The following is a 16,377-nucleotide window of genomic DNA, read 5'->3' as shown; positions in this document are numbered from 1 at the left end:
GTTTTTGCTACGCTTATTATAGCAAATTGTAGTTCCAAATGTCTCAGACATAGTCCAATAAATAACCGTAGCCCTTTTCCACCATCTCTGCTTTAGGGATGAATTTGATTGACAAGCTATTGATGCAGTAACGAAGGCCACCTTTTTCCTTAGGTCCATCAGTAAAGACGTGGCCTAGATGGGAATTTCCTACTCGACTCCGAACCTCTGTCCGAGTCATATTGAAACTCTTATCCTCCTTATAGATGGCCACATCAGGACTAATAGGCCGACTGAAACTTGGCCAACCACAACCCGAATCAAATTTATCCTTAGAGGAGAAGAGTGGCTCACCGGTCACGACATCTACATAAATACCGGCATCAAACTGATCCCAGTAACGATTGGAGAAGGCCCGTTCGGTATCATTTTTTTGTGTCACCGCATACTCTTCAGGAGATAACTTCTTTTTGATCTCCTCATCGCTTGGCTTAGAATAGCGACTAGCATCTATAACAGGATAAGATGCCTGATTGACATCGATATGGCAGTACCCATTTGGATGTTTCTTTAGATAATCCTGGTGGTAGTCCTCAGCCTTGATGAAATTGGTCAGTGGCTCTTTTTCCACTGCTAACGGTTTGTCGTATTTTTTTGCTTCTTCTTCAAAGACTTGATTAATGGTTGGAAGGTCCTCTTGAGAGACATAATAGACACCTGTTCGGTATTGTGTTCCTTGATCATTTCCTTGTCGATTCTTCGACGTTGGGTCGATAATCCGGAAATAATGCAGGAGCAATTCTTTCAGAGATACCTGCTTGACATTGTAAGTGATATGAACTGTTTCAGCATGGCCTGTTTGAGGGACCAATTCATACTTGGTCGTTTCTCCCTTTCCATTAGCGTAGCCTGATACAGCATCGATCACACCTGGAACACGGGAGAAATATTCCTCTACGCCCCAGAAGCAACCACCAGCCAAATAAATTTCACGCTGATCCTTTGGATCAACCTTTTCCTTTGTTTCCTTTTTGGCTACTGGAGTCTGACTCATCGATGCTTTTTTAATCATCTCAGTGCTTGTTTCTGATTGATCCCTTCCGTTTGATCCCTTACTAAAGAAAAAGAAACCAATAGATAATAAGCCAATGAGAAGGATAGCAAACACTTTCCATTTTGTTTCCATTGTCTATCTCCTTACTGCATGTTCTCTAGGGTCTTGAGGATATCCTCTTTATTCATATAGCCAATATGACTCTTTGCTAAAGTCCCATCACTATTGATAAAGAGCGCCGATGGATATGAACGAATCCCATACTCTTTTAGCAGTTCCCCTTTACTATCTAGCAAGACCGGGAAATCCTTGTAATCCAAAGACTGGTACCAGTTTTTGAAATCTGCTTCCGATTTTTCACCATTAAAGGTTGGAGCTACAACGGATAAGACCACATAATCCTTACCCTCCTCTGCCTTTGCTAAATCATTTGTGTCGCCTAATGTTGAAAGACAGATTGAGCACCAGGAAGCCCAAAATTTGAGGTAAACTTTCTTTCCCTTGTAATCGGATAAGCGGTAGGTCTTACCGTCTACTCCTTGCAGGTTAAACTCCTTCACTTTCTTGCCAGATGGTTGCCTAGCCCCAGCTTTGGCTGTTTGTTGGCTCATGTCCTTATTGGAAGTAGCCATTCCTTGACTCGAGCAAGCCCCCAAAAGTCCAGTACACAAGAATCCTGCAGCTACTAAAGCTAATTTCTTCATCATTATTACCTCTTTAAATAAGGAGAAAGTCATCCTCAGATGACCTCTCCCTTCTTTCATTAGTTGTCTGATTTCATATCAGATGATCCACTCTTTTCGTCTTTCATTTCTGAATCGCTGGATTTCATCTCATCCTTTTTCATATCGTCCTTCATTTCAGAACTGCTGTCAGACATCATAGATGAATCTTTCATGTCTTCTTTTTTCATTTTATCATCGGACATGGATGAATCCTTCATGTCATCCTTCTTCATATCGTCCTTCTTCATCATACTACTATCGTCCGTTTTTTTCATGTCTGAATCTGATTTCTGTCCAGAACAAGCTGCTAAAGTGACGATGCTAAGTGTAGCAATAGAAAGTGCAAGAATTTTTTTCATGATTTTTCTCCTTTAATCATTCAAGATTAGTGAAACAGGGATGCGAGGCTATTAAGATTTCCTAGCATCAGCAAGATGCCCATCAAGATGATGAGGGCACCACCAATTTTTTTCAAGGTTCCCATATGGGGCTTGAGTTTAGCAAAATGTTGTAGAACCCAGCTAGAAGCCAGAGCCAAGACTAAGAAGGGGAGCGCCAAGCCTAATGTATATACCAGCATCAGGAGAGCGCCTTGCAATGCACCATCTCCTCCAGAAGCGGCAATGGCTAGAACAGAACTCAAAACTGGTCCGACACAAGGGGTCCAACCAAAACTGAAGGTGACCCCTATCAGAAAAGCATTGAAGAATTCATTGCGTTTTTCATCCTTCTTCAGTTGGATACTCTTTTGTTTTTGGAGTTGCTGAAGATTGATGAGGCCCATCTGATGGATTCCCAATAAGATGACAATCCCTCCTAGTAGGTAACGGAACCAGGGAGCATAAAGCACCTGACCAAGAGCCCCTGCACCGTATCCTAGAATTAGGAAAACAGTTGATAGACCTGCGATAAAACAAAGAGTCTTCACCAAGCCATACCAAGAAATATCTCTTCCAAAAATTCGAACAGTTTTCACACGTTCAGAATCCAATAGAATCCCTACATAGACTGGCATCAGTGGCAAAATACATGGGGAGAAAAAGGATAGAACTCCCGCTAAGAATACTGAAATGGAAAACAAACTGGTTTGAATCATTTCACTACCTCCCTTTCTTTCTGATACCAGTATAAAGAAAAAATCCCTCTAAAAATAGAGAGATTGATAAGCAAAAACTTGAATTTGATTAGAAGATGATTAATTCTTTGGATGGGCCTTTATCCAGGCTACAAACTCGTCATAAGAATGAATTTGTGTTTTCTCTCCGCTTGTTTCGTCTGTGGCATACAATTCCATGACTTCTTGACCTGCTGGCGCAAACCAATGAATGATTTTATCAAACCATTCGCGTTCATTGTATTGTTTCGGACGGAAATATAATGCATTTAGATATTTTATATTTTTTTCTAATTCTGGATATAATTTAGAAAAGTTAGAACCAGAGACATTTATTTGAGACGGTTTATAATTCATTGGATAAAGTGAATTTTCGTTTCTTGAAAGATTATACTTTGCTAGATTCGCGTCGATCTGTTCAGAGATCCCACCCCTATACCAATCATATTTGTTTTTAAAATATTGTTGTTGCTTTTGGTTGATCTTCTGCATCTCTTTTTCAGAAATATCATTATATCCTCCCCCATTAGCTAAAAATAGGATAGGTCTAATATTATCACCCGTCAATTCGTGATCACTTAATTTTTCCAAATTAAGTGTAAGATAATCGTCTCCGTTTTGTAAATAGGTTTGAGGAGCATTATTTGGTGCACGGTACAAATTATTTTTCCCAAGTAATTTATATAAGTCAAATTTAATAATTTTTTCTTTATCACTTTGTATATCATAACTAATAATTTGATAATATTCTTCATTTCCAATCGGAGGAATCTTCTCAAAATTGCCTGTATAAAGTGTATGCGAAGAAACAGTTGTAACATAATTTTCTCCATATAAAACAACACCATCCAAATAATTATTTACGGCAACAAAAACAAATTTATCGTTATCAAATAATTGTATTTTTCTAATTTTAGATGGTATATCATCTCTATACATCTTCTCAGGTGCTTTTTTGAGTCTCATAAAAATTATACTACCAACAACAAGCATAATTAGGAATATGATCAACCTAGCCTTATTTTTGTTTCGCACTATGAGTTTCTCCTATTTTTCTTTTACTTCGCATCACCAAATATCTTTTTCACAGCCTACTCCTTTTCTTTTGATAATCCAATGGATGTTAGTATGGTTTCATATGAGATTCATTATTTCACTTGTCCATCAGACTACTCTACTTCTTCTTCAAATAATCAATGGCGTCTTGAAGGGTTTTGACGGGGACAATTTTCATCTTCGAATGAATTTGTTTCGCGGCTTCTTTAGCTGTTTCATAGTTTGATTTGGCCTTGGGATTGGCTTTCTTTTCTTCTTTGGAAACAGGGTTATTAGGGGCAAAGAAAATTTCTGCTCCTTCTTTATCGGCTGCGACGACTTTCTTGTCAATCCCACCGATATCGCCAACCGTTCCATCTTGGTTAATGGTTCCTGTCCCTGCAATATGGCGTCCCTGACGAAGATCTGGATCAGCCACTTGGGTGTAGATGGCTAAGCTAAACATCATACCGGCACTTGGTCCACCAATCCCTTGGGTCGCAAATTGGACAGGAACATCGCCTTTGGCTTCAGTCCGGTCGATCAGGCTAATCCCAATTCCGTTTTTCCCGTTGGACAATTTGATGATCTTTCCATCTGCTGTCTTGGTTTGTCCATCCTCAATATAGGTCACTGAAACGGGATCGCCAATTTTTTGAGAACCAACATAGTCAATCAATTCTTTGGAACTCTTAAAGGTCTTGCCGTTCACACCGGTGACGGTATCCGCAATGTTCAAGATTCCCTTAAAGGTCGAGTCATCTGCTACTTGCATGACATAAACACCAAGAAAGTCCATCTGGGTTTCTTTTCCAGCTGTCTTTAACCCTTGGTAGATAGCCATATTTTGCGAGGTTTCCATATAGAATTGGTTAATCCGCGTAAATTCTTGGCTCGAACTACCACCTGTCATATCCTTGGCAGAGTAGATATCTGTAAAAGGTGTCGCCCAAGCATAGATCAAATCAGCCGGAGTCGCTTCTTTCACTGCCACGGTTACAAAGTCATAAGACCCTGACTTGGTATCCATTTTTCCATCCACTGTCATGACCGATCGAATATCTTCTGCCGTGCCCGGCATCTCAATATAATAGGGAAGGCGAATCACAAAAGCAGCTAGCAAGAGGAGCAAGAAAAGAACGCCTGCAATCGGCCATCGGTATTCTTTCAATCGTCCTTTTTTCTTTTTTGTAGGCAAGCTTGGTTTATTCGCTTGTGTCATCTTTGATTTCCTCCATTACACTCTTTGGTACATAAGGTGAGATATCCTGCTGAAAAGCCAGCAACTCTCGAATACGTGTTGAACTAATGGCCTGGTAAGGAGGCTGGGCATAGAGATAAACCGTCTCCAATTCAGGCGCCAACTGATGATTAAAGTAATCCATATTGGCTTCGTATACCAGATCCTGTGCATTGCGCAAGCCCCGGATCAAGGTGATGACCCCAAGATTGCGCGCCACTGTCACAGCCAACTCTTGAGTTGACGTCACAATTTCAACATTTTCCAAATGAGCCAAGGCCCCTTTCACCATGCGCACGCGCTGCTCAATGGAAAAGAGTCCGACTTTTTCCGAATTATAAAAAATTCCTACATAGACACGGTCAAACAAGCGACTAGCTCGCTCGATCAATTGCACATGCCCAATGGTAATCGGATCAAACGATCCTGTAAACAATCCACTTCTATCTGACATATACTGTTACCTTACTAATTCCATAGATTTTTTCTTTCCAGATTCCCACTTGTCCGATTTCCTCAGGAAGTTCTACGTGTTTATCGGTTTCGCACACAATCATGACGTCCTCTGACAAGAGATGGCGCTCGCACAAGGTTTCGATATCGCGAACAATCTCTTCCTTGGCATACGGAGGGTCCAAGAAAACTAAGTCAAAGGTGCCCGTTAGGAGGCCCAAGGCTTGCTTGGCCTCCATTTTTAGCAGTTGAAACCGTTCCTTTTCCTTGGTCATGGCAATATTGGCTGCTACAATCTCCTGCGCTCTACGATCTCTTTCCACTAGAACGGCCTCTGACATGCCTCGAGAAACTGCTTCGATAGAGAGCCCACCACTTCCAGCATAGAGATCCAGCACTCTTCCACCATCAAAGTAAGGACCAATCATATTGAACATGGCCCCTCTGACCTTATCAGAAGTCGGCCTGGTTGTTTTTCCTTCAAGTGTTTTGAGGGGACGTCCCCCATAGGTTCCAGATACTATTTTCATAGGGACCATTATACCAAAAAAAATCAGAAAATTGCGATTTGATATGGTCAAGCGACAATTAAAAGAGGCTGGGACAAAAGTCCTAGCCTCTCAATTATTTTTGCATTGTCGAGCAAGACGCAGTGGTTGAGTGGGCTCTACTACGCTGATTTCATCAGCTTTTACAGCCCTACTCAACTGTGCGGAGGTGGGACGACGAAATCGAATTCTAACGAATTACCGATTTCTGTCCCACTCTCTTTCTTCCTTATAGGATATTTTCATATTCATCGCGGACAGATTGAGGCCAGACACTAGTTTGGACTTCACCGATATGTTTCTTACGAAGCAAGAACATAGCCAAACGAGATTGTCCGATCCCTCCACCAATTGTAAGTGGGAAAAGACCATTTAACAAAGCTTTGTGCCACTCTAATTGGAGACGATCCTCGTCCCCTGTGATCGCAACTTGGCGGCGAAGCGTATCTTCATCGACACGGATTCCCATTGAAGACAACTCAAAGGCTGAACCTAGAACGTCATTCCAGACTAGGATATCACCATTCAAGCCCTTGTAGCCATTTTCAGACTCTGTTGTCCAGTCATCGTAGTCAGGTGCACGACCATCGTGTGGTTTGCCATCTGCAAGCTCTCCACCAATCCCGATCAAGAAAACGGCTCCGAATTCTTTGGCAATGGCATTTTCACGCTCTTTTGGAGTTAAATCTGGATAGCGTTCCACCAACTCTTCTGTGTGAACGAAGGTAATTTGTTTTGGAAGAACTGACTCAATGTCATAGCGCGCTTCTACTGCTAGTTCTGTTAAACGAATCGCCTTGTAGATTTTTTCAACCGTTTCTTTGAGGTAGGCGATATTGCGTTGACCATTTGGGATGACTTTTTCCCAGTCCCATTGGTCTACATAAACAGAGTGGATAGCGTCTAGCGAATCTTCATCTGGACGAAGAGCCTTCATATGGACAAAGAGACCTTCTCCTTCGCCAAAACCAAAACGTGCCAAGGTATGGCGTTTCCATTTTGCGAGTGAATGCACGACTTCATAAGTCTCATCAGGAATTTGAAGGACCTTTACAGATACCGGATGTTCAATCCCAGAAAGGTTATCCTGCATCCCGTCTCCGACCTTGCTCAAAATTGGTCCTTGGACTTCAATGATGTCCAATTTATCTTTTAAATATTGTGTGAAAGTCGTTTTAACAAACGAAATTTCTTTTTGTTGGTGTATAAAACTTTTTTTCATATAGTTCCTCATTTATAGACATTTTAGAAATGATTATACTCTTTTTTCAATCAAAATCAAGTCTTTTCATTCGTTTTCAACTGAATTTTTCTCTTGCAAAAAGGATTCATTTTTGATAAACTGTATGTAACTTTTAAAACGTTACATAGGAGAAGCGACATGTTTGATGCAAAAAAACTAAAAGAAAGACGCCTAGAAAAAGGCTTGACCCAAGCTGATGTCTACGAGGATCTCAAGATTTCTCGCAAGACTTACTCCAGTTGGGAGAATGGCTTAGCGGAACCGCACGAAAAAAATCTCAGGAGGTTGGCCAAGCGCCTCTCCGTTAAAGAGGACTACTTTATTAACAAAGACTCCGCACTCTACACCTACCCTTTATTAACCCCACCTCATCAAAAGAAAGTCGACCAGTTGGCCAGCCAGTTATTGGAACAGCAGCAAAAAGTTGTTTCCTTGACTGCTTATAAGGTTCTTTCGATTGAGTTGGCAGCCGGTTTGGGACAAACCTTTTATGACAACGAAACGGACTATGAAACTGTCTATTTTGACCAAGAGATCCAGCACGATTTCGCTTCTTGGGTATCAGGTGATTCGATGGAACCTCTCTATCCCAACGGCTCTGTTGCCCTCATGAAGCAGACTGGCTTTGACTATGATGGGGCTGTCTACGCCCTCATCTGGAATGGAAAGACCTATATCAAGAAAGTCTATCGGGAAGCGGAAGGTTTGCGCTTAGAATCCATCAACCCTGACTACGATGATTTATTCGCTCCCTATGAGGACGAACCCAAAATCGTCGGCATTGTGGTCGGGCATTTTCTTCCACTCGAGGTTTAAATATGCTATTTGATTATTCACGTGAGCCTCATTCTGATATTGCTTTTGTGGATATGAAAAGTTTTTATGCCAGTTGTGAATGTGTCCGTCTAGGGCTCAATCCCTTGACGACTTCTCTTTGCGTCATGAGTCGGAGCGACAATTCTGCTGGTCTGATTTTGGCGAGCTCTCCCGTTTTCAAACAAGTCTTTGGCAAGAAAAATGTCAGCCGTAGCTACGACCTACCTTTTGACCTCAAGACCAGAAAATTTAATAGCTACGTCGCTAAAAAACAAGGATTGCCAACAGATCCAGCCTTTATTGCATCCATTGAATCCTGGGCCAAGAGGACCCTGATTGTCCCTCCACGGATGAATGCCTACATTCAGGTCAATATGGAGATTCAAAAGGTCTTTCAGGAATTTGCGGCACCAGATGATATTTTCCCTTACTCGATTGACGAAGGCTTTATCGATCTGACCTCTTCCTTAAATTATTTTATTCCCGATTCCTCCCTCTCTCGAAAGGAAAAACTGGATCTCCTTTCTGCCAGGATCCAAAAAAGGATCTGGCAGGAAACTGGCATCTACTCTACCATCGGCCTCAGCAATGCCAATCCCCTTCTTGCCAAGCTAGCCTTGGACAATGAAGCCAAGCATTGCCGAAATATGCGCTCCAATTGGTCTTATGAAGATGTAGAAAGTAAGATCTGGAAACTGCCCCAGCTCACTGATTTTTGGGGCATTGGACGTCGTACTGAAAAACGATTGCAAAAGATCGGGATCACGTCGATTGCTGAACTGGCCCAGGCTCACCCAGATCTCTTAAAGAAAGAATTCGGAGTCATGGGCCTTCAACTGTGGTTCCATGCTCATGGCATTGATGAAAGCAATGTCCACAAGCCTTATCATCCGAAGTCACGAGGCATTGGTAACTCTCAAATCTTGCCCTATGACTACCATATACAGGCCGATATTGAACTGGTGTTTCGGGAGATGGCTGAACAGGTGGCTATTCGCTTGCGACGGAAAAAAAAGAAGACCCAGCTGGTCTCTATTCATGCCTCCTACTCCAAAATCGAGGGACTTCCGTCCATTCACTGCCAGCAAAAGATTGAGCCCACCCAATCCACTAAGGTTTTATCCGATACGGTTCTGCGGCTCTTTCGCTCCAAGTACGAAGGAGGAGCCATTCGGCAGATTGGTGTTTTTTATGGAGAACTTGTCGAGGAGTCTCTTCAACTCTTTTCTCTCTTCGATGACCCAGTAGCCCTAGAAAAAGAGGAGAAACTTCAACAGACGATCGACCGCATTCGGGACCAATTTGGCTTCACCTCTCTTCAGAAAGGCTCCTCACTACTAGAAAACTCACGCGCCATTGCACGCAGTAAATTAACAGGCGGACATTCCGCAGGAGGCTTAGATGGATTAACATGATCGACCGTTCTTATCTCCCTTATCAATCCGCCCGCGAATTTCAAGATCGTGGCATGGCCAAATGGGCTGGCTTCTTTTTATCCGAGCACACAACCGCCCTGCATACAAAAGAAATTGACCGCAGTCAGCTCACGGTTCTTCCACTTGCTGAAAAGATTCAGCTTCTGGAGCAGGCCTTTCAACAACAAACGACGATCTCGATCACAATTCTAGAGGGGAATCAATTTGCAACCTACACAGGTTCGATTCACACCTTATCTGCTTCTGAGCTTCTTCTCAAAAGCGATGGCCACTACCACCGTCTCCTCGTAGACTCTATCATTTTTATTGAATCTGAGGAAACACCCTATGAAACCTATTCAGACTAAACACGAATTACAATTTGATTATTTTTCGGAGAATTACCACCAATTTGAGATGGACTTTTACAAGTGGGCCGCTACTTCTACGCCGCTCGTCTTTTTAGAAGATGATATTCTCCACTCTATGGCAGCAGGCCAGCGAAACTACTTTCGTCTTCACCACACCAAAAGTCGGGATCATCGAGACCATTATTTCTATTTTAAGGTTTCCACACTCTCCCAATCACCCCTGACCCGTATTTACGCTTATACAGGACATCACTTACAAAAGATAGTTCCTCATCAGACAGAGAAAAAGGATAGCTTGATCTAAGAAGCTATCCTTTTTCTTAATTTATGGGATTCACTACAGTTCTTATGAGTGATTAGAATCCATCTACGTTTGTGTAGATTTTTTGTACGTCCTCGTCGTCTTCAAGAACGCTGTAAAGTTTTTCAAATGTTTCCAAATCTTCACCTGACAACTCAACTTCTGATTGAGGAATCATTTCCAATTCTGTTACTTGGAATTCTTCGACACCTGATTCACGCAAAGCAACGATTGCTTTGTGAAGATCAGTTGGAGCAGTGTAGACTGTGATCGTTCCTTCTTCTGCTTCGACATCATCTACATCAACATCCGCTTCAAGCAAAAGTTCAAAGATAGCATCGGCATCATCACCAGCAAAGACGATAACACCTTTGTTGTCAAAGAGATAAGATACAGAACCTGAAGCTCCCATGTTACCACCGTTTTTACCAAAGGCAGCACGGACATTAGCAGCTGTACGGTTGACGTTTGAAGTCAAAGTATCAACGATCAACATCGAACCATTTGGTCCAAATCCTTCGTAACGTCCTTCTGTAAAGGTTTCGTCAGTGTTTCCTTTTGCCTTATCGATCGCTTTATCAATCACGTGTTTTGGCACTTGCGCTTGTTTCGCACGGTCAATAACGAATCTCAAAGCAGTATTTAGTTCTGGATCTGGTTCACCCTTTTTAGCGGCTACATAGATCTCAACACCAAATTTGGCATATACTTTTGAGTTGGCACCATCTTTGGCAGTTTTCTTGGCAACAATATTGGCCCATTTACGTCCCATGAGGATTCTCCTTAAATTTTTTCAAATTATTTTCAATCTTTAACATTATATCACAAATCGTCGAAGTTAGACTAGATTTTTCTATTTTTAGAAAGGGGATTTTATAGGAATTTTCTTCGAGTTGGGAATTTTAAATAGCTATCCTAACTATCAAAAAGATCCTCTTTTAAAGACTTAATAATGATCTTTAAAAGAGAGGAAAGCGACACCTGACTCATCTAGCATATAAATCAGGCGATTCTCTGCATCAATCCGTCTTGACCATGCTCCTTGAAAGTCATATTTCAAGGGCTCAGGCTTACCAATCCCAGCAAATGGGTCCCTTTGGATCTCCTTAATCAGGGTATTGATTCGCTTCAATGTCTTTTTGTCCTGACTTTGCCAGTAACAATAATCCTTCCAGGCATCTTCTGTAAACTTGAGTAACATCTGTTACCCCTCAATCTCATGGAGTTGAACCTGACCAGCTCGGACTTCTGCCATGCCCCGCAAGACCTTATCTGACAATTCCTTGTTCTGAGCTAGTCTCAGGGTTTCTTGTAGGCTATCCCACTCGCTCTTAGAGATGACCACAATATCTTCGTCTGGATTCTTATTCACGACCGTCAAAGGCTCAAACTCATCATTCACCTTCTTCATATAATCCTTCAAATGATTGCGGAATGTTGAATAAACGACTGCTTCCATTGCCATACCTCATTCTACCTCTTTTCTTTTATTATACATGAAAAAGAAAAACTTGTCAGGAACTTGTACAAGTTTTTCCCTCTTCACTTAATTATTCGTAAAAAGTTTCTAAATTTGGTAAAAACAAAAAAATCCAATGTCTAAAAAGATTTTTTAGACATTGGATAAACACTGTTTCCGTGCATCATAAACTTCTTGCCTTACGTGAATGTGGGCAGAGAAAATTTACGTCAGACCTTTTATTCTTCCACTCTCACTGGCACTCGACCCCAGATCTGTTCTGGCAATTGGGGATGGCCTAGCTGATACACCTGATCGGCTTGCTGGGTCAAGTCATCCCAAGGCTCCTTACCGATTCGAGTCACGATTTCTACTGATTTTTTCAAGCCTTTGAGGTGAGCTTGTCCCTTTGCGGAAAATCCTAAGACATGAATGGCATCGGGAAGAGCTTGATCCATCGCCCCTACCAAGATGTAGGTCAAGATGCGGCGCACACGTGCCTTGGTATAGCGCTTGGTTGCGACTTTCTCCACCAGGTCTTCCACAGAACTAGCACTTCGAATCGCATCCTTTATCCGATTGGCTATTTCTTCATTGACTTGAAAAATCTGTGTCAGATCCGGATGGGTTAGGATTTGATAACGGAGCAGTTGGTCATAATCCTCCCAAGATACCTGTGGAGCCGACTGAAAGAGTTGGCTATTAGGCATGAATTTAGCGACAAAGTCCTGATCTTCCTTGTGTAGGCGTAGACTAGTGGCAGAAGCATAAGCCACCTCTTTTTCTTCTGAATGGTAGCCTGCACCTTGCCGTTGGATAGCCTTAAGCGCAAGCCCCTTTCCAACACAAGCCTTGGCATAGGCCAACCCCAGAATATGATTGGGAGTATCCCCTGTGAACTCCACTCCAGCAAAGGTTTCCCACATTTTTTGGGTCTTTTGTGGATAGGATAAATCATCTGGAAGATTTCGCAAGAAAGCTTCCATTTCCGCCTCATTCTCCGAGTAGACTGTCGCAATCGCTTGGTAATCTAAGACTTCTTCTGTCCCAAAGGTCAATTGGTCGATTCCTAGACGGGATAAGATTTCTACCGCTCCCTTGGCAAAATGATCAGCCGACTGAACAGCCACGAGAAAGGGGAGCTCGACCACCAGGTCTGCTCCATTTTCCAAAGCCATCTGCGCCCGTGTCCACTTATCTACAATGGCAGGTTCACCACGTTGGACAAAATTTCCAGACATAGCAACAATTTTCAAACCCTCTGCCTGTTCCAGCAAATACTTGTGCCCATTGTGAAAAGGATTAAATTCTGCAATAATACCTGTAACTGTCATGCTGTCCTACTTCTGTGCTACAAAAAACCATCGTTTGCTGGTCTTTGTTGGCTCCTTATCTTCAAAGTCTGCGTACAATTTGAAAGATTTAAAGCCAGCCTGCTCCAGCAAAATGTCATAGGTTAAAACTTCATAGGTACGCTCCTCATGGACTTCATCGTGCCGACTAAAGGATCCATCTTCTTCTTTCACAAAGAAGGTCAGCTCATGGACGATCGAGTGAGGGGCTTCATCCTCATAGGTATCCCAAAGCATGGCAAAATCTTCCGCATTTTCGTGATAAGAATAGCCCGGGAAAACCTCATCAGTCTGGTAGGTCGAATGCACATCAAAGATAAAGACCCCGTCTTCATTAAGGGCATTGTAGACTTCTTTGAAGACATCTCCCACTTCCACCTCGTCCTGCATATAGCAGATAGAATCAGAGTAGCAGGTCACAAAATCATAGGTACCTGCTTGCGACAGGTCCAACATATTGCCCTCGATAAAATCAATCTTTTGCTTGGCTGAAGCCGCTCTTTTTTCAGCAATTTTCAGCATATCAGCACTCAAGTCTAATCCCGTCACATCAAAACCAGCTTGAGAAAAGCGAACAGATTGAATCCCTGTCCCACAAGCCAATTCCAGTAATTTTTTCTTATCTTTTGTCTTTGGGAGATGGCGGAGGGAAAAATCCGTCCACAAATCATACAGACTGTCATCCATGACCGCATCATAGACCGCCGCAAACGTTTCATAAGTCGCCATATTCATAATACCAAGTCCGCCCGTAATCCGATAGAAAATTAGGGGAGTGAGACAGAACGAGTTTTCTTAGAAAATTCGTTCGTTGTCTCACCCCCGCAAGGCTGATTAGGTACTCTTCCGAGCTTAAAAAGCGAATGAAGAGTCCAATCAGCTACTGCGTCAAACAATAAATTTTTTAGTTAATAATTTGACATAGCCCTATCTATTTTCCGAGGATTACAGGACGGGTTCAAATCCTTTCTAAGATACAAAGAGCCTTAAAAGCAAAGAGAAAATAGGAAACTTTCTGCCGTATCGTCAGATACAAAGGAAGTTACTCTTTTTCTCACAGCTTTTAGCTCGTGTTCCGTTACCAAACTAACTTAACACGAGGCCATATCCTTTCTTTCCATAGAATTTCAATTTAACCAACAAAACTCAGTTGCTACCAACTGAGTTTACCTGCTTATGCTAGGGCTGCTGAAAGATCGACAGCACTTGCTTCGTGCCATAGCTTTTCTAGGTTATAGTGGGTACGCATTTCTTCTGAGAAGACATGGACCACCACACCACCTAAGTCAAGAAGTACCCAACCTCCTGCTGAGTCACCTTCGACGTGGCTGGCATTGCCCCCAGCTTCAACGACTTTCTCGCGAATATTTTCTGCGATCGCTTCCAACTGACGGCTGTTCATAGAGCTTGCGATAACAAAGTAATCCGTCACACTGGTCAAGCTTTGCACATCCAAAGCCACAATATCTTCTGCACGTTTTTCATCGGCAGCTTTAACAACAAGTTCAAGTAATTCTTTTTCTTTCATTTAGTCCTCTTTCTTTAAAAAATTGTTTTGTAGTCTAAGACATCCGCAAAACGTTCTGCCCAAATATTTTCATAAAATTCATTAAGCGTTTCTGCTGGGATGTCCTCTCCATCAAAGGTTGTGACAGCTCCTTCTGGAACGACCAGCTTATAGCCGTATTCAAATCCCACTTTGATGGATGTATCGACACAATATTCTGTCTGCATGCCACACAGGACCAGTTGTTCAATCCCTTGTTGATCCAAGTATTCTTTTAATCCTGTCTCTTTAAACATGCTATTGTATCGCTTCTGAAACACCTTTTCATTCTCCTGTCTATTCAACAGGGGCGATAACTGCCAATCTTCTGAAGTTAAAGCCTCTGGGGTTTCAATATGCTGTATGTAGATGATTTCAATCTGCTGTTTTCTAGCCCGATCTTGCAAATAAGCAATCTTCTCTAAGAGCTTATCTGTCTCAAAACCTGTCTCCACGAGGATATTTTGTACATCAATAATGATTAAAGCTGTTTTCACTCACTGCTCCTCTTTCAAATACTTCACAAAGGCATTGTAGGTTTCAAGGGTTTGGGGATAAATCGGCAATCCTTGGTGAGCCAGGTGTTCGACTGTGCGAGCCGTCTCATAGGCCACGGCACGATCCAAGGAGACTTGAGCGATGTCACGCGCTTGATCTACCCCTGGGAAATCCCGATTGTGTTCAATATAATCTGCCACATAGACAATCTTGTCTAAGGTTGACATCTGTCCACTCCCCACTGTGTGAATCTCAATACTGCGAAGAATGGCTGGATCTGTCAATCCGAGATCTTCTTGGATCTTGTAAATCCCGACCATCCCATGCCAGACATTGTTGCCCCAGTTTTTTAATGATGGATCTAGCTCATAGCGATCAATCAAGTCCAAAAATTCCTGATCCGATAATTTCTTGGCATAGTCATGTAACAAACCTGCTAGACCAGCCTGCTCTTCATCAGCCCCATAGCGTTTAGCCAAGTCACGCGCAGCCTTCTCAACCCCTAAACAGTGGGTTAGCCGTTTTTCTGGCAGGATTTGACGCATTTTTTCGAGCAAGACCTCACGAGAAAAGCCTAGGTAGTTTTCATAGGTCATTGATACAATCCTTCTTTCTTGATGTAGTCCAAGACTGGTTTTGGCAACATAAAATTCGGCGTCCGACCTTTAGCTACAAAATCACGCACCATACTAGAGGAGATATCCATTAGGGGAACATCCACCCAGATCACCGGATAAGAAGTCCCTGCCTTATAGCGTGGTCGCTGGACCCCGACAAATTGCACAATCTCCACCAATTCATCGATGCGGTGCCATTTGGGTAAATAATCCACCATATCTGCACCAATAATGAAGTAATAGTCTGTGTCTGGATCGCGTTCATTGAGCAAGATCATGGTGTCGTAGGTATAGGAAATCCCTTTTCGTTCGAGCTCGATCGTCTCGATTTCCAGACCTTCAATGCCTTCAATGGCTAATTCCAGCATCTTAAGGCGATGGTGCTCTGCAATCGTCCCCTTAGCATCGACATGCGGCGGCTCATACTCAGGCATCAAGAGCACCTTATCTAACCCTAATTGTTGGCGCACTTGATCCGCAACGACCAAATGGGCATTATGGACCGGATTGAAATTCCCACCCAAAATACCAACTTGTTTGCGATTCTTGTCTTTGATCTCTGGCTCTAACTCTACCTTGGTAAAGGGAGTCAATAGTTCAATGGCCATAGG

22 protein-coding genes are annotated in these 16,377 nt (G+C 42.5%); 4 read left to right on the top strand and 18 right to left on the bottom strand.

Annotation, left to right across the window (positions count from 1 at the left end):
- Positions 1-43 precede the first annotated feature (43 nt).
- The 9 genes from msrB to asnA all read right to left on the bottom strand — a co-directional run bounded on the left by msrB (position 44) and on the right by asnA (position 7,370).
- A complete protein-coding gene (msrB, locus tag NMM13_RS03890; RefSeq protein WP_254728011.1) occupies positions 44-1,165 on the bottom strand; it encodes a peptide-methionine (R)-S-oxide reductase MsrB in 1,122 nt (373 codons plus the stop codon).
- Positions 1,166-1,176: 11 nt separating this feature from the next.
- Entirely contained in the window at positions 1,177-1,737 is a 561-nt protein-coding gene (locus tag NMM13_RS03885) for a redoxin domain-containing protein (protein ID WP_155125909.1), read from the bottom strand.
- Between the two features lie 59 nt (positions 1,738-1,796).
- Entirely contained in the window at positions 1,797-2,117 is a 321-nt protein-coding gene (locus NMM13_RS03880) for a hypothetical protein (protein WP_021152749.1), read from the bottom strand.
- A 26-nt stretch (positions 2,118-2,143) separates the two neighbouring features.
- Positions 2,144-2,854 carry a thiol-disulfide oxidoreductase-associated membrane protein CcdA2 gene (ccdA2, locus tag NMM13_RS03875; protein WP_254728013.1) on the bottom strand — a complete coding sequence of 237 codons (711 nt, stop codon included), beginning with the start codon at positions 2,852-2,854 and terminating at the stop codon, positions 2,144-2,146.
- 99 nt (positions 2,855-2,953) lie between these two features.
- A complete protein-coding gene (locus tag NMM13_RS03870) occupies positions 2,954-3,907 on the bottom strand; it encodes a hypothetical protein (protein ID WP_254728015.1) in 954 nt (317 codons plus the stop codon).
- 139 nt (positions 3,908-4,046) lie between these two features.
- On the bottom strand, positions 4,047-5,129 hold the full coding sequence (locus tag NMM13_RS03865) for a SepM family pheromone-processing serine protease (protein WP_045763983.1): 1,083 nt from the start codon (positions 5,127-5,129) through the stop codon (positions 4,047-4,049).
- Positions 5,113-5,601, bottom strand: coding sequence for a pantetheine-phosphate adenylyltransferase (gene coaD, locus NMM13_RS03860; RefSeq protein ID WP_024054875.1), 489 nt, complete (start codon positions 5,599-5,601; stop codon positions 5,113-5,115). The genes NMM13_RS03865 and coaD overlap by 17 nt, the downstream gene beginning before the upstream one ends.
- Positions 5,591-6,130: a 16S rRNA (guanine(966)-N(2))-methyltransferase RsmD gene (rsmD, locus tag NMM13_RS03855; RefSeq protein ID WP_254728017.1), complete on the bottom strand. Its 540-nt coding sequence runs from the start codon at positions 6,128-6,130 to the stop codon at positions 5,591-5,593. The genes coaD and rsmD overlap by 11 nt, the downstream gene beginning before the upstream one ends.
- A gap of 247 nt (positions 6,131-6,377) precedes the next feature.
- Positions 6,378-7,370: an aspartate--ammonia ligase gene (gene asnA, locus NMM13_RS03850; protein WP_003005888.1), complete on the bottom strand. Its 993-nt coding sequence runs from the start codon at positions 7,368-7,370 to the stop codon at positions 6,378-6,380.
- Positions 7,371-7,529: 159 nt separating this feature from the next.
- Between asnA and NMM13_RS03845 the strand changes: the two genes are divergently transcribed.
- Genes NMM13_RS03845 through NMM13_RS03830 form a run of 4 tightly spaced genes read left to right on the top strand, consistent with a single transcriptional unit; the run spans position 7,530 to position 10,297 of the window.
- Positions 7,530-8,207: an XRE family transcriptional regulator gene (locus NMM13_RS03845; RefSeq protein ID WP_254728019.1), complete on the top strand. Its 678-nt coding sequence runs from the start codon at positions 7,530-7,532 to the stop codon at positions 8,205-8,207.
- A 2-nt stretch (positions 8,208-8,209) separates the two neighbouring features.
- Positions 8,210-9,622 carry a Y-family DNA polymerase gene (locus NMM13_RS03840; protein ID WP_254728020.1) on the top strand — a complete coding sequence of 471 codons (1,413 nt, stop codon included), beginning with the start codon at positions 8,210-8,212 and terminating at the stop codon, positions 9,620-9,622.
- Positions 9,619-9,990: a hypothetical protein gene (locus tag NMM13_RS03835; RefSeq protein ID WP_254728022.1), complete on the top strand. Its 372-nt coding sequence runs from the start codon at positions 9,619-9,621 to the stop codon at positions 9,988-9,990. Before NMM13_RS03840 ends, NMM13_RS03835 begins: the two co-directional genes overlap by 4 nt.
- A complete protein-coding gene (locus tag NMM13_RS03830; RefSeq protein WP_049503582.1) occupies positions 9,971-10,297 on the top strand; it encodes a DUF5960 family protein in 327 nt (108 codons plus the stop codon). The genes NMM13_RS03835 and NMM13_RS03830 overlap by 20 nt, the downstream gene beginning before the upstream one ends.
- Before the next feature lie 52 nt (positions 10,298-10,349).
- Here NMM13_RS03830 and NMM13_RS03825 read toward each other — a convergent pair whose 3' ends face one another.
- From NMM13_RS03825 to NMM13_RS03785, 9 genes are all read right to left on the bottom strand, one after another.
- The gene (locus tag NMM13_RS03825; protein ID WP_003005873.1) at positions 10,350-11,066 is read right to left on the bottom strand and encodes a YebC/PmpR family DNA-binding transcriptional regulator; all 717 of its coding nucleotides are present in this window, start codon (positions 11,064-11,066) and stop codon (positions 10,350-10,352) included.
- 174 nt (positions 11,067-11,240) lie between these two features.
- Complete coding sequence (locus tag NMM13_RS03820) at positions 11,241-11,495, bottom strand: Txe/YoeB family addiction module toxin (RefSeq protein WP_013903192.1); 255 nt, start codon at positions 11,493-11,495, stop codon at positions 11,241-11,243.
- Positions 11,496-11,498: 3 nt separating this feature from the next.
- The gene (locus NMM13_RS03815; protein ID WP_003014291.1) at positions 11,499-11,753 is read right to left on the bottom strand and encodes a type II toxin-antitoxin system Phd/YefM family antitoxin; all 255 of its coding nucleotides are present in this window, start codon (positions 11,751-11,753) and stop codon (positions 11,499-11,501) included.
- A 239-nt stretch (positions 11,754-11,992) separates the two neighbouring features.
- The gene (locus tag NMM13_RS03810; protein WP_254728024.1) at positions 11,993-13,087 is read right to left on the bottom strand and encodes a nucleotidyltransferase; all 1,095 of its coding nucleotides are present in this window, start codon (positions 13,085-13,087) and stop codon (positions 11,993-11,995) included.
- Between the two features lie 6 nt (positions 13,088-13,093).
- Positions 13,094-13,834 (bottom strand): class I SAM-dependent methyltransferase, encoded by a 741-nt coding sequence (locus NMM13_RS03805; protein ID WP_302849499.1) that lies wholly within the window; start codon positions 13,832-13,834, stop codon positions 13,094-13,096.
- 445 nt (positions 13,835-14,279) lie between these two features.
- Positions 14,280-14,633, bottom strand: coding sequence for a ribosome silencing factor (gene rsfS / locus NMM13_RS03800; protein ID WP_049483439.1), 354 nt, complete (start codon positions 14,631-14,633; stop codon positions 14,280-14,282).
- A gap of 14 nt (positions 14,634-14,647) precedes the next feature.
- Entirely contained in the window at positions 14,648-15,148 is a 501-nt protein-coding gene (locus NMM13_RS03795) for a cysteine hydrolase family protein (RefSeq protein ID WP_254728028.1), read from the bottom strand.
- Complete coding sequence (gene yqeK / locus NMM13_RS03790) at positions 15,149-15,745, bottom strand: bis(5'-nucleosyl)-tetraphosphatase (symmetrical) YqeK (protein WP_254728030.1); 597 nt, start codon at positions 15,743-15,745, stop codon at positions 15,149-15,151.
- Positions 15,742-16,374 carry a nicotinate-nucleotide adenylyltransferase gene (locus tag NMM13_RS03785; RefSeq protein ID WP_254728032.1) on the bottom strand — a complete coding sequence of 211 codons (633 nt, stop codon included), beginning with the start codon at positions 16,372-16,374 and terminating at the stop codon, positions 15,742-15,744. The genes yqeK and NMM13_RS03785 overlap by 4 nt, the downstream gene beginning before the upstream one ends.
- Between the last annotated feature and the right edge of the window lie 3 nt (positions 16,375-16,377).

Source organism: Streptococcus sp. CF8_St5-11 (genome assembly GCF_024295625.1).
Lineage (GTDB): Bacteria > Bacillota > Bacilli > Lactobacillales > Streptococcaceae > Streptococcus.
This window is presented reverse-complemented; position numbering and strand designations above follow the sequence as displayed.

Bases quoted from the DNA above. Each gene is read 5' to 3' on its own strand.
- msrB (WP_254728011.1), bottom strand. From the start codon at position 1,165: ATGGAAACAAAATGGAAAGTGTTTGCTATCCTTCTCATTGGCTTATTA.
- NMM13_RS03885 (WP_155125909.1), bottom strand. From the start codon at position 1,737: ATGAAGAAATTAGCTTTAGTAGCTGCAGGATTCTTGTGTACTGGACTT.
- NMM13_RS03880 (WP_021152749.1), bottom strand. From the start codon at position 2,117: ATGAAAAAAATTCTTGCACTTTCTATTGCTACACTTAGCATCGTCACT.
- ccdA2 (WP_254728013.1), bottom strand. From the start codon at position 2,854: ATGATTCAAACCAGTTTGTTTTCCATTTCAGTATTCTTAGCGGGAGTT.
- NMM13_RS03865 (WP_045763983.1), bottom strand. From the start codon at position 5,129: ATGACACAAGCGAATAAACCAAGCTTGCCTACAAAAAAGAAAAAAGGA.
- coaD (WP_024054875.1), bottom strand. From the start codon at position 5,601: ATGTCAGATAGAAGTGGATTGTTTACAGGATCGTTTGATCCGATTACC.
- rsmD (WP_254728017.1), bottom strand. From the start codon at position 6,130: ATGAAAATAGTATCTGGAACCTATGGGGGACGTCCCCTCAAAACACTT.
- asnA (WP_003005888.1), bottom strand. From the start codon at position 7,370: ATGAAAAAAAGTTTTATACACCAACAAAAAGAAATTTCGTTTGTTAAA.
- NMM13_RS03845 (WP_254728019.1), top strand. From the start codon at position 7,530: ATGTTTGATGCAAAAAAACTAAAAGAAAGACGCCTAGAAAAAGGCTTG.
- NMM13_RS03840 (WP_254728020.1), top strand. From the start codon at position 8,210: ATGCTATTTGATTATTCACGTGAGCCTCATTCTGATATTGCTTTTGTG.
- NMM13_RS03835 (WP_254728022.1), top strand. From the start codon at position 9,619: ATGATCGACCGTTCTTATCTCCCTTATCAATCCGCCCGCGAATTTCAA.
- NMM13_RS03830 (WP_049503582.1), top strand. From the start codon at position 9,971: ATGAAACCTATTCAGACTAAACACGAATTACAATTTGATTATTTTTCG.
- NMM13_RS03825 (WP_003005873.1), bottom strand. From the start codon at position 11,066: ATGGGACGTAAATGGGCCAATATTGTTGCCAAGAAAACTGCCAAAGAT.
- NMM13_RS03820 (WP_013903192.1), bottom strand. From the start codon at position 11,495: ATGTTACTCAAGTTTACAGAAGATGCCTGGAAGGATTATTGTTACTGG.
- NMM13_RS03815 (WP_003014291.1), bottom strand. From the start codon at position 11,753: ATGGAAGCAGTCGTTTATTCAACATTCCGCAATCATTTGAAGGATTAT.
- NMM13_RS03810 (WP_254728024.1), bottom strand. From the start codon at position 13,087: ATGACAGTTACAGGTATTATTGCAGAATTTAATCCTTTTCACAATGGG.
- NMM13_RS03805 (WP_302849499.1), bottom strand. From the start codon at position 13,834: ATGGCGACTTATGAAACGTTTGCGGCGGTCTATGATGCGGTCATGGAT.
- rsfS (WP_049483439.1), bottom strand. From the start codon at position 14,633: ATGAAAGAAAAAGAATTACTTGAACTTGTTGTTAAAGCTGCCGATGAA.
- yqeK (WP_254728030.1), bottom strand. From the start codon at position 15,745: ATGACCTATGAAAACTACCTAGGCTTTTCTCGTGAGGTCTTGCTCGAA.
- NMM13_RS03785 (WP_254728032.1), bottom strand. From the start codon at position 16,374: ATGGCCATTGAACTATTGACTCCCTTTACCAAGGTAGAGTTAGAGCCA.